This window comes from Longimicrobiales bacterium, assembly GCA_035764935.1.
Classification (GTDB): domain Bacteria; phylum Gemmatimonadota; class Gemmatimonadetes; order Longimicrobiales; family RSA9; genus DASTYK01.
Genome location: DASTYK010000170.1, coordinates 1 through 11,617, shown reverse-complemented (window position 1 = coordinate 11,617; position 11,617 = coordinate 1). Strand labels below are relative to the sequence as shown.

General features: G+C 69.1%; 7 protein-coding genes. 4 read left to right on the top strand and 3 right to left on the bottom strand.

Annotated features, from left to right (window positions below; translation table 11 throughout):
- The first annotated feature begins 15 nt into the window (after window positions 1-15).
- The 3 genes from VFU06_15175 to VFU06_15165 all read left to right on the top strand — a co-directional run bounded on the left by VFU06_15175 (window position 16) and on the right by VFU06_15165 (window position 7,424).
- Window positions 16-2,232, top strand: coding sequence for a hypothetical protein (locus tag VFU06_15175; GenBank protein ID HEU5210735.1), 2,217 nt, complete (start codon window positions 16-18; stop codon window positions 2,230-2,232).
- Between the two features lie 204 nt (window positions 2,233-2,436).
- Window positions 2,437-6,513, top strand: coding sequence for a hypothetical protein (locus tag VFU06_15170; protein HEU5210734.1), 4,077 nt, complete (start codon window positions 2,437-2,439; stop codon window positions 6,511-6,513).
- Window positions 6,510-7,424 (top strand): hypothetical protein, encoded by a 915-nt coding sequence (locus VFU06_15165; protein ID HEU5210733.1) that lies wholly within the window; start codon window positions 6,510-6,512, stop codon window positions 7,422-7,424. Before VFU06_15170 ends, VFU06_15165 begins: the two co-directional genes overlap by 4 nt.
- Before the next feature lie 18 nt (window positions 7,425-7,442).
- Here the strand turns inward: VFU06_15165 and VFU06_15160 are convergent, their stop codons facing one another.
- The 3 genes from VFU06_15160 to VFU06_15150 form a co-directional block, all read right to left on the bottom strand.
- The gene (locus VFU06_15160; GenBank protein ID HEU5210732.1) at window positions 7,443-8,261 is read right to left on the bottom strand and encodes an FkbM family methyltransferase; all 819 of its coding nucleotides are present in this window, start codon (window positions 8,259-8,261) and stop codon (window positions 7,443-7,445) included.
- A gap of 85 nt (window positions 8,262-8,346) precedes the next feature.
- The gene (locus VFU06_15155; protein ID HEU5210731.1) at window positions 8,347-9,657 is read right to left on the bottom strand and encodes a zf-TFIIB domain-containing protein; all 1,311 of its coding nucleotides are present in this window, start codon (window positions 9,655-9,657) and stop codon (window positions 8,347-8,349) included.
- 10 nt (window positions 9,658-9,667) lie between these two features.
- Window positions 9,668-11,095: a multicopper oxidase family protein gene (locus VFU06_15150; protein HEU5210730.1), complete on the bottom strand. Its 1,428-nt coding sequence runs from the start codon at window positions 11,093-11,095 to the stop codon at window positions 9,668-9,670.
- Window positions 11,096-11,327: 232 nt separating this feature from the next.
- On the opposite strand from VFU06_15150, the gene VFU06_15145 reads away from it, so the two are divergent.
- Window positions 11,328-11,617 (top strand): carboxypeptidase-like regulatory domain-containing protein (locus VFU06_15145; GenBank protein HEU5210729.1); only part of this gene is annotated, 290 nt, incomplete at its 3' end.

Sequence of the window (11,617 nt, the reverse complement as noted above, 5' to 3'; positions counted from 1 at the left end):
CCGCGAGGAGAAATCATGCGCCATCCTTCATACCGAGCCCCGTCGCGACTGCGCCGCGCCCTGCGTGCGCGGCCGGCCGCACTCACCTTCGCTGCCCTGGCCCTTTCGTCCTGCGGCGACGGGAACGGCGGCATCACCGATCCGGAGCAGCCCGAGCCGCCGATCGAGCGCGAGCCGAACGCGGTGGTCGGGGACAATGTCCCGGTCACCACGACGATCGACACCTCCGGCGGCGTCGTCGTGGCGACGGGCAAGGATGGAACGCGCTACACGCTGACGGTGCCGAAGCATGCTCTGCCCGGTCCGGTCGAGATCACGGTCACACCGCTCGCGGCGCTGGAGGGAGTGCCGCTGAGCGGGACGATCGCAGCGGCGTCGCTGGAGCCGCACGGGCTGGTCTTTCAACGGCCGGCCGAGCTGACGATCGTCGCGCCGGGCGCGGTCACCGCCGATGCCGTCGGGCTGAGCCACCAGGACGAGGACGTGCACCTGGTGCCTGCGCGGGTGTCCGGTGACACGGCGCGCGTGTGGCTGGCCCACTTCAGCAGCGGTGGTGCCGGCAACGGCACACCCGCCGAAGTCGCGGCCATGGCGGCCGGCCCCGCGTCGAGCCCGGCCGAAACGGCGCAGGAGGCGATCGCTGCGGAAGTCGCACGGGCGGCTGCTGCATACGAGATCCCCGACCAGGCCCTGATCGAGACGATTCTGCGGACGTGGTACGAGGCGGAGATCGGCCCGGGCTTGGAATCGGCGGACGCGGAAACGCTCGCAGCGGCGCTGGGCAGCTACGGCCTCTGGCTCTCGTACGTGCAGACGTGGGCGGACCGGCAGCTGGACGACGTGGTCTCGGCGGCAGCCGCTGCGGCCGCCGCGACGCTGCGGTCGGAGATCGATCGGCTGAACGACGCCTGCGCTGAAAGTGGCAACGCCGGCGGGCTGTCCGAGATCGTGCGACTCGTCGGGCTGGCGGAGGCATACGCGCTTTCGGAGCTGGAGCCGGCGCTGGGGCTCGAGGCGGTGACCGATCGTCTCTGTCTCCAGGTCGTGATCCTCGAAGCGGAGCTGCCCGATACGCTCGAGGGCACCGCGCAGCTCGACGTGCGCGCGGGCGTGTCCATCGGCGGCCGCGAGCCGACGTTCTCCACTCCCCTAGATATCACGTTCAGCAGTGCTCAGCTCAGCACGACGCCGCCGGGTGGACAGACCGATGCCGACGGACGGTTCAGTGCGGAGGCTCACCTCCGCGAGGGAAGCTCGGAAGGCGACGTCCTGATCGAGGTCACGTATCCGCCTCTCGTTCTGGTCCGGGCGAGCCACCGTCTCTTCTTCGAGGGCGTGCCGCGCCTGAGCCTGTCTGCGGATGGTGAGGACGAGGTGACGGTCGGCACGGACGAGGTTCTCCAGCTCGAGGTGCAGGTGAACAAGGGACGCGGCGCCTATGTCGGGGCGGACGTCGCCCTCGTCCTCGAGGGTGAAGGCAGCCTCAGCAGCAGCACGGCGCGGGTCGACGGGGAAGGCACCGCGTCGGTCCGGTACACGGCGCCCGCTGAGCCCGACACGGTCCTCGTCATCGCGCGCATGGTGGAAGGCGAGGAGACGCTGGCGGACACCGTCACGGTCTTCGTGGAAGAGACGGGCGTCGAGGTCATCGTGCAGTTCGCGACCTGGATCATCACCGCTAACGCGTGGGATGGTGAGAACGAGGAATGGCAGGCGTCGGATGACGTCTCCCAGGAGAACGAGCTGCACGGTGATACCAGCGTCGTGGCTGCGGCGGGCTCATCACGCGCTTCCGCAACGCTCGTCCACACGTCGCGGTTCGAGCCGGGCACCGACGAGTTCCTCTACCGCGCCTCGACGAGCGCCAACCTGTCGGGCTCGGTCACCGCCTCGGGCGGGGATGCCGAGGCCGAGGTGCAGGCAGTGAGCGAAATCTTCCTCGGCTTCGAGGTGCACAGTCCCGTCTACTACGTGCTCGAGGGCACCGCGGCCAACGACAACGGGACAGGCACCGTGATACTGATCCTGGGCGAGCCGCGGCAGGAGTTCGTGAACGAGAGCTGGTACGACGGCGAGCGGGAGCTCGCCAGCGCCGGATGGCTGGAACCGGGGGTCTACAGCTTCGTCATCGCCAGCGGTGTGCCCCTGGATACGGCCGATCCTGATGGTGCCGCCACCGGCAGCGCCTCGCACGACGTGACGTTCACGCTGCTCGCGGAAGAGCCATCCTGAACGACCGCCGACCCGCCGGGCATCGCAGATGATCGCGGTGCCTGGCGGGTTCGCACCATGGTTGTTTCCCTGGCGTCACATCCAGGCATCGCGCCGGAGCGCGGTGCCTGGCGGGTTCGCACCAACGTTGTTCCGCGCGGCGTCACCCGCACCTATCGTGGGCCGTAGCGCCGCATCGCAGTCTCCCTCCTCCCGGGACGTCCCGTGCCAAATCTCGATCTCGATCGCCAGATCTTCGCGGCCGGTGGCAGTGCCGCGAACGAGTGGGGCCAGGTTGGCGGTAACGCAGAGGTGAAGTTCCGCGGCCAGGGTGAGCTGAAGCGTGGTCTCGACGTCGAGCTCGGCATCGGCGCGCTGGCGCATCTCGATGCCTCCTTCCGGAAATACCTCGCCGGCGAGCTGCTGGGTGAGCTGCGCGCGGACGCGGGCGTGCGTGCGCAGATCCAGCTGCCGCTCAACCTGTTCGACGAGATCGGGTTCGCGGTGCGGCTGGAGGCGATCGCGGAGCTGGCTGCGGGTGTGCGCGCGGGACTGGGCCTGAGCGTCGGCGACTTCCTCGCGCTGGTCGAGCGTGACAGTCGCATGCGCGGGCTGCCGGCGGAGCTGCTGAAGGTGTTCCTCGAGGAGATCACGCTGCAGGCGAGCCTGTTCGTGAAGGCTGCGCTCACCGCGCAGGCGTACGCCAACGTGGTCGTCACGGGCACCGCCGTCGAGGACCTGGCGGCGGGCATCCGGCCGGGCTTCAACATCGTGTGCGGACTCGGCGCAGGACTCAAGGGCGGTGCAGGCTACCGCGTATTCGTACAGGCGGGCTTCGACAGCTTCAGCCGCTACATCGCGCGCACGGTCGACCTGCTGGTCGATGCGGCGGCCGATGCCGCGCTGGACCAGGTGCCTGCGAACGACACGGCTACGCGCCTGCTGATCGACGTCGCACGACCCGCGAGCAAGTGCGCGCTGCGGCTGTCGTTCGAGCTGGGCGAGTACCTGGCGACGAACGACGTCCCGCGCGACGCCGCCGGCGCACAGGCCCTCGCGCTGCGCTGCAGCCAGGTCGTGCTCGAGGAGTGCCAGCGCTTCCTGCTTGCCTCCCTGGTGCAGCTCGCGCTCGATGACCTGCGCGCGTGGCTGGCGACGCGGCTGCTCGGCGTCAGCGCCTCCGAATGGAACGCCAGCGGACCGCGCCGGCGCGCGCTCGCGGCGAAGCTGGAGGCGCTGCCGCCATCGCCGTTCATGCCGACGCCGGAAACCGTCGATTACTGGAACGGCGTGCTGACGGAAGCGCTGTCGCTCGCGCTCGACCTGGAGGGGGGCACGCTGTCGACGGACCGGCGCCAGTCACTGGCCGTGCTGTGGGCGGCGACGCAGCTCGGCCTCGTCGCGGCGGAGCGCGTCGCGCGTGCTGCGGGCTCCGTGAGCATCATCGGCCTGCAGCCGCAGACGGCGCACGCATCGTTCGAGGGACCGCTCGCAACGCAGCCGCATCCGCAGCTGAAACAGCACATTCGGCAGCGCCTGGTCGCTGCCGGCGCAACAGATCCGGGCAACACACTGAAGCGCGAGCACCTGATCGAGTTCCTGGTGCAGGACACCGTGCTCGACCCGCTGCGTGCACGCGTGCCGGCGGTCGACGAGTTCCTGTCGCTGTTCCAGGGGCAGATCGCCGACGCGCGCAACGACGTCGCGCGGCTGCTGCTGATCAGCCTGGGCTCCATCCGGACCGACAGTGCAGGCCGGCTCGACGACCGGGCCACCCTGGCGGCACTGAATGCGGGGCTCAAGCAGTTCGCGCACCAGAAGCTCGAGGCGCAGCTGCTGCCTGCACTCGTCGCGTACCTGGCACCGCAGCCCGACGTGCGCACGTACTTCGACGAGGTGTTCGCACCGTCGATCCTGTTCGCGACCGACACCGCATTCGATGCCGCACTGCAGTGGCAGACCACCGGCATCAGCCGCGACCAGCTCACGGAAGCGCTGTCCGCGGTGCTGCTGCGCGTGATCGGTCGGAGCCTGGTCGTCACGACCGACCTGGTCATGGCAAAGGCGCAGGAGCAGCTCGCGACCATTCTCACCGACCTGGCCGGCCAGGTCGATGCGCCGAACGGTCTGGTCACTGCGCTGGCTGCGCAGCCGAACGTCGGCCTTTCGACGGAAGACCTGGCCGACCTGCTGCGCGAGTCGCTGCTGGTCGGCGCAGAGGTGTTCGGCCCGCTGCCCGACGCGACGCGCGCACGCGTGCGTCAGCTCCTGTACGAGGTGATCGAGCCGCTGCCGCTGGACGCGCAGGCGGACTTCCTGGAGCAGCTCGGCGATTCCTTCTTCATCCCCAACCTGCCGCGCCTGCAGTCGCTCGCGCAGGAGCTGACCGGCATCGCAGTCGAGCGTTTCGCGGCGTTCGCGCAGCGCATCCTGCTGCGCATTGCCGAGCTGATCGTCGAGGAATTGCAGGAACTGCTCGAGGCCGCCCGCCAGCAGGTCGTCGAATGGATCGACGAGCTGCGCGTGGGACTGGCGGAGCTGCAGGCGCGTCTGCTCGAGCTGGCAGCAGCGATCGGTGAGCTGGTCGCCGAGGTGCAGGCGCTGTTCGACCAGGCGCTGGACGCTTTGCAGGACGCTCTCGGCGCGATCAGCGGATCTGCCGGTCGCTCACGGCTCAAGGACGCACTCACGGACCTGGCACTCGCACCCGCCGATGCGCTGCTGTTCGAGAACGTCGTCTATACGACGCTGGCGCCGGCATCCGCGCGCGCGGGGATCCGCCAGTCGATGCGCAGTGCGCTGCGTGCGGCGCTCGACTCGGCGCTGCTCGACCCCGTGCTCGACGTGGTCACGGCAACGGCCGCCGGCGCGGAGGACCTGCTGGACGACGTCCGCGCCCTCGACCCGGCCCGACCGCTGCAGCCGCAGCTCGCCAACCTGCTGCTGAACCGGATGACGGAAGGCGTCGAGGCGCTGTTCGGCGGCGACAATCCCTCGCTGCCGCTGTCGTTCACCGCCAGCTGGACGTACCCGGCGCCGCGCTGGGTTGGCGTGAGCCTCGCCAACCCGACCGGCTTCATCATGGTGAACGAGACCGCGAGTCATGAGATCTCGCTCGGGCGCATCGAGCTCCCGCTGCAGCAGTTCCTGGCCGCGCTGCGCGAGGCGATTGAAACATGGAGCAGCTTCGAGACGCTGGTGCAGCAGGCGGCAGAACGGCTCGCCGATGCATTCACGGTGGAATTGCAGCTCGCGGCGCTGGAGGACGAGCGGACGTCGCTGGAATCGGAAGGGCTGGTCATGGCAGGCGACGTCGACGACATGGCGCCGCGGCCCCGATCCGTCGATGTCGTCTCGCCACGCCCGCTGCAGCTCGTCGAGGACGACCTCGAGCTGCACGTGGTGCTGCGCGGCGTGCCGCGCAGCTTCCTCGGCGAGGACGGTGCGCGACGCCCGCGTCGCGTGCACGTGTTCCTGAACGGTGAGCCGCTCCCGCCCGAACGCTTCGCAGTGCAGGAGATCGCGCCGGCGACGACGGTGCGCGTCCCGCCGGCACTCGGTTCCCGCATTGCGGCCGAGACACTGTCACGCAATGCGCTGGCGCCGCACTGGTCCACGCTGGAGCGGCAGGCGCGGCGGGACGGCAACGCCAAAGGTGCAGGTGGGCACATGCGCGGGCGGCGCAGTGGGCGTGACAGTCTGGCAGGACGCCGCGACTACGCGGGCAACGGTCGCACGGACACGGCGGGCTCGATTGCCGGTGCGAAGGGCGGGTTGCTCCCCATCGGACGCGGTGCACTCCCCAGCGGACGCGCTGCACTGCCCAGCGACATCGCCCGCGTCTTCGATGGCCACGCCGATTCCGACGGCGCGCTCGTGCTGCGCGCGGCCGTGCGGCTCGAGGAGCTGATCGAAGGCGCGAACACGCTGGTCGTTGCCATCATCGACGGCGCAACGCGACGCGACGAGGCACGCCTCACGTTCCTCGCCGCGGCGACACCGGACGATGCCGATGACAGGGCCGTGCGACTGCCCGATCGCTACGGGCGCGTGAAGCGGCCGGGCGCGCGGCCACAGCGTGTGCTGGAAGGCAGGCTGCTGCTGCGTCCGCGCAGCGAGCGACGCGCACTGGTACGGCACGAGCGCGTGCGCGCCACCGTGATCGGCACGCCGCCCGACCCGCTGGCGCGCGTGCGCCGGGCGTCGAGCGTGCTTGCGGAGCGGATCCCGGCGCGCGAGCAGATCCCGCAGACAGGCGCCGGGCGGGAATCAGAAACCGAACAGCGGACGGTGACACTGTGAACGGGTTACAGACAGTGGTGATGCAGATCGCGGCGCTGCTCACCGGACAGACGCCCGCCGACGAGGCCGATCGCGAGAGCGCGCGAACGCACGTACGCGAATGGCTCGAAGCCGCGCCGGCGGAGAAGTGGCACTGCAAACCGGCGGACTTCGCCGGTCGGCTCTCGGAGCTGATCACCCGCCCGCACCTGCTGTACCAGGGGAGCTACGGCTGGTGCGGACCCGCGGCGTACCTGAACCTGATGCTGCGACGCTCGCCGTTCACCGTCGCACGCTACGCGACGGCGCTGTACGACACGGGCAAGGCATCACTGCGTGCGCTGAGCGTCGACGTCAGCGGCGGTTTCCCCGCGTACAACAACCTCATGAGCTTCGATCTGCCGAAGTACGCCCGGGAATGGGCGGAGGATCACAACGGCAGCGAGCTCGCGTACAAGCACGCCGACTGGATCATGCTGGCCGCGCTGCGCGACTACGGCAACGACCTGGTCGATTTCGAGGGGCCGATGGACGACTACGGCGCGTCCGCGCCGGTTACCGACAGCGAGTACGTCACCTTCCTGGAGGACACCGGGATCTACAGCTCCGTCGACGTGGTGCGCTTTTCCGCAGGAGACTCGGCGAACAGTATCGTGACCGCCATCGGTGCTGCCCCGGACGTCGATGTGATCCTGGTCGGGCAGATGAGCTACTTCTCGCAGGGGCAGGTGCTGTTCGGCAGGCACGCCGCCTCCCTGGTCTCGCCGATCGAAGTCGAGGGCAGCGAGCTCCACTTCAGCTACTGGAGCTGGGGCGTCAACCTGAACAACGCGGACCTCTCCGACGTGACCGGCGGCTTCACGATGCGCACCTCCGCCGGTGACTTCATCAGCAACATCGGGGGCGCCATCGTCGGGCGCGGTGCGAGCTGAACCGCAGAGGCCAGGGCCTCAGGCGCGTGTCGCCGACACGATGTGCCCGCTCGTCGTCAGGCTGAAGCCGCTGAGAGTCAACCGCTGCAGGACGCGTTGGAGCCGAGCCTCGTATCCGGGGAAGCGGTGAAACTCGAAGACGATGTTGGACACCCGCCGAAGAATCGACTCGTCTGCGTCCGGAATGATGTCGTACTCACCGCCTTCACAGTCGATCTTGAGCAGGTCGATCCTGTCGAGGTGGTGCTCCTCGACGATCTCGGCAAGCGTGGCTGCGGCGACCTTTCGTTGCGACATGCCCTCGTACCAGTATGCCGACGCGTGAATCTCCGCATGTACCTTCTGCTCCACGTTCAGCGTGATCTCCGGCGAATTGCTGACGGCCTTGTTGACGGCCTCGACGCGCTCGAGGAACCCGTTGTTCGTGACGTTCCTCAGGAGGATCTCGAAGTTCTCCGGTGTCGGTTCGTAAACGATCACACGGCTGGCGTCCAGCCGCTTGGCGGCAAACAGCGTGAAGTCGCCGATGTATCCGCCGATGTCCACCACGACCGGTTTGCCCGGGACGACCACGTGACGCACGTACGGCTGGTCCACGAAGATTTCCCGGACGATGCGCGCGTCCCACTGGTTTCGACGGACCGTAATGCGCAGGCCATCGAACGTTTCCAGCTCCATTGCGCCCGGGCCCTTGTGTTCCAGCGCGTGTACGAAGTCGGAGAAGTTCCTGAACTCGCGTCTGCCCTGGTCGCTCCTGTACCTCAACCAGCGGCGCGCCATCGAGTAGATACGACCAGCGACCGGAATCCTCCTGATCGCCTTGCCAACTGCCATCATCAGCTCCTCCCGGACCGTAACGTTGTGGACTGCATCTCTGCGCTCATTACAGGCGACGCCCCCCAGCCGGAGCCGGGGCACGTCTTCACGATCCCTCCGGCCTCACCTCCCGCTCTGTCGGGAACGGCGGCGCGGGATACGGTCCCGTCTTCTCCGGCGTCGATTCGCTGGCCCAGAAGTCGGCCGGCTCGTCGCTCGCGGGCGGCAGGTTCTCCACCGGCCTGAGGCCGTGCTTCAGGTACGCCGCGATGGCGCGCAGGTCGTCGTCGCTCATGTGGCGCCAGGCAGCCCATGGCATCGATGGCGCGAGGAAGTGCGGCTCTGCGGGGAACGCGGTGTCGCTGCCGATCACGCCGTCGGGGGCGAACTTCGGCCTGAGTCCGAACCGGAGCGCATTGAAGAGCTGCTGCTCGCTGTAGGGGCCGATGCCGCTGGTGCCGTGCGGCGTGAGGTTTCGCGGATAGGTTGCGAAGCAGGGCGTCGCCTTCGGGTCGGCGACGCATGCGCCGACGGGGAAGGGAGCCTCTCCTTCACGTGCGCCACTGAGCCAGCGCTCCGAGGCGGGGTTGACCCACCCGCCGTGGCAGTCGCCGCAGGCGTGCTGCAGCACCGCCTGCCGGCCGCGCAGCACCAGCGCGCGCTGCGCCGCGGGCGGCTCGACTTCCTGTGCCGTCGGGAAGGGCGGTGCAGGGTACGCGCCCATCTTCTCTTCGGTGTACTCGCTCGCCCAGAAGTCCGGCGGCCCCTCGCTGTCGGCCACGCGATGAGCGACGGGCTTCACGGCGTGCTTGAGATACGCGGCGATCGCCCACAGGTCCTCGTCGGGCATGTGTCGCCATGCGGGCCAGGGCATCGGCGGCGCGAGGTACTTCGGATCCTCCGGGAAGTTGCCGACACCGGGCACACTCGACGTGATCTCGACGTCCGCCGTTTCCCCGGGGCGGAGCCCGTAGCGCAGCGCGTTGAAGATCTGGCGCTCACTGAAGCGACCGATGCCGGTGGTGTTGTCCGGGGTGAGGTTGCGCGGGCGCGTGCGGAAGCAGGGCGTCGCGTCCGGATCCATGGCGCACGGTCCGATGCGGAACTCCAGGTCCGGGCTGGTCATGCCGACCATCCACTTCTCGTCCGCAGGGTCGAGCGTGCCGCCGTGGCAGCCGCTGCACGCGTGCTCGATCACGAGCACACGCCCGCGCAGGATCTCGCTGGCATCATGCCGGTGCATCGCACCCTCGCGGTCCGCCGCGTCAGGATCCGCATCCCGTCGGGCCGCATCATCGTCGCTCGCCCCCGCACGAAGCCCGACCCCCCCGTGCGGCCGCGCAGCGAACGCGCCCAGCGCCACCACCAGCATGACCAGCGACAGCGGTCGGAGCAGACGGACCGGATCGCGCACCATGGTTTCCTCCTCAGCGCACTTCGAGTATGCCCATCATGCCGTTCTCCTCGTGATCGAGGATGTGGCAGTGGAACATCCACTTGCCCGCGAAATCGGTGAAGCGCACGACGAAGCGGACGGTCTCGTGCTTCGGCACGTTCACGGTGTCCTCCCAGCGCGGCTGATCGACGGGCACACCGTTGCGGTCGAGCACCTGGAACTGGAAGCCGTGCAGGTGGAACGGGTGGTCCATGCCGACGAGGTTCTCGAGGCGCCAGATCTCCGTGGCGCCCAGCGTCGCCTGCTCGTCCACGCGGGCGAGGTCCATGACGCGACCGTTGAGGAAGCCCTGCGTCATGGCGATCGTGCGCGTTGTGGCGACCTGCGTTGTGTCGAGCCACTCGATCCTGCGCAGTGTGGTTGGCAAGGCAGCAGGCGATGCAGCGGGCTCGTCCGTGTAGCGGATCGTGAGCAGGTCGCGTGTCTGTTCCCAGCCGGGCGGTCGCGTCTGCGGGATGTAGCGGTCGTACGGAAGCGACTGCAGGGTTGCGACGTCGCCCGGCGCGCCCGTCGCACGCACGAGCACTTCCGCGCGCTCCGAGCTCGCGAGCAGGATATCGTCGGTTTCGACGGGATGCTCGAAGAGGCCGCCGTCGCTGCCGACGTGCAGCAGGCGGTGGCCGGGAATCGCGAGGCGGTACACGCGCGCGGCTGACGCGTTGATGATGCGCCAGCGCTGCACCGTGCCTGCCCGCACCTCGATGCTCGGCGCACGCTGGGCGTTGACGAACAGGACGTCGCCTTCCCAGCCGTTCTCGAAGTCGATGCGGCCCTGCGGCGTGGTGCGCGCCGGCAGGTCGACGGATGCGTCCGGCAGGAAGCGCGCGTCGGACAGGATGATCAGCTTTTCCTCGATCCCCGCGAGCGGATCGTCCGCGGCACGCACGACGAGCGCACCGTACAGCCCTTTGGCCACCTGGTAGCGCGTGCGGTGGTGTGGATGCGGGTGGTACCAGTACGTGCCGGCACTGCCGTACGGCACCGTGAACTCGAACGTGGCCTCCGCACCCGCCGCAACCGGATGGAACGGGCTGCCATCCATGGCAAACGGAACGTGCAGCCCGTGCCAGTGCACGGTCGTTTCCTCCGGCAGCGCGTTGCGGAAGCGGACGACGACCCGATCGCCCTCGCGCACATCCAGTGTCGGTCCCGGCACCGCGCCGTTGTACGCCCACGCCTCTGTGGTCGCACCATCGATGAGTGAGACCTGCACCGGTGCGGCGGTGATCTCGACCTCGACGGTGCGCGGCTCGTGCGACCGGTTGGGGAGAGTGCCGGGCGCGCGCAGCGCGTCGTACACGGCAACGGGGGGAGTCGCGGCGCGCGGCTGCGGCAGCGCAGCGCCCTGGAACACGGACGACCCGGCCAGAGCGAGCAGGGTCGCAACGGCCACTGTCATGAGATGGTCCTGCAGAGGGAGCCGCGGGCGAGTGACAGGCGCGGCGGACGAGTATTCAACCGGCCTCCCCCGGATGCAATCATGTTGGGGCGGGGCGTCCCTTTCGTTCCGGCCGGATTGCCGGGGCATGGCACAGTCCGGAGGCATTCGCGTCGACCCCGCGCCATGGCGCCACCACACGCGCTGCGGCATGTTTCAGGGATCCTCCTCCTCCCCGAGCACGAAGGCGCGTATGCTCCGCATCCGCATCGCCTGCCTGCTGTTCGCCGCCGTCCTGATCAGTGCGTCTGACGCGACCGCACAGCGCGTCCAGGGCAGGGTGACCGACCAGGACACCGGCCTGCCGGTGGCCGGGGCATTCGTGAGCCTGCTCGAGCCCGCGGGGCGAGCGCTCACCGCCATCCTCACGGACGCGGCCGGCGTGTACCACCTGACCGCACCGGCCGCCGGGAGTTTCCGCGTGCGGGTCGAGCGGCTCGGCCACGCCAGCACCACGACGGAGCCGCTGCAGGTCGGCATCGA

Coding starts and splice junctions, on each gene's coding strand:
- VFU06_15160 (HEU5210732.1), bottom strand. CDS start 8,261: ATGATGGCAGTTGGCAAGGCGATCAGGAGGATTCCGGTCGCTGGTCGT.
- VFU06_15155 (HEU5210731.1), bottom strand. CDS start 9,657: ATGGTGCGCGATCCGGTCCGTCTGCTCCGACCGCTGTCGCTGGTCATG.
- VFU06_15175 (HEU5210735.1), top strand. CDS start 16: ATGCGCCATCCTTCATACCGAGCCCCGTCGCGACTGCGCCGCGCCCTG.
- VFU06_15150 (HEU5210730.1), bottom strand. CDS start 11,095: ATGACAGTGGCCGTTGCGACCCTGCTCGCTCTGGCCGGGTCGTCCGTG.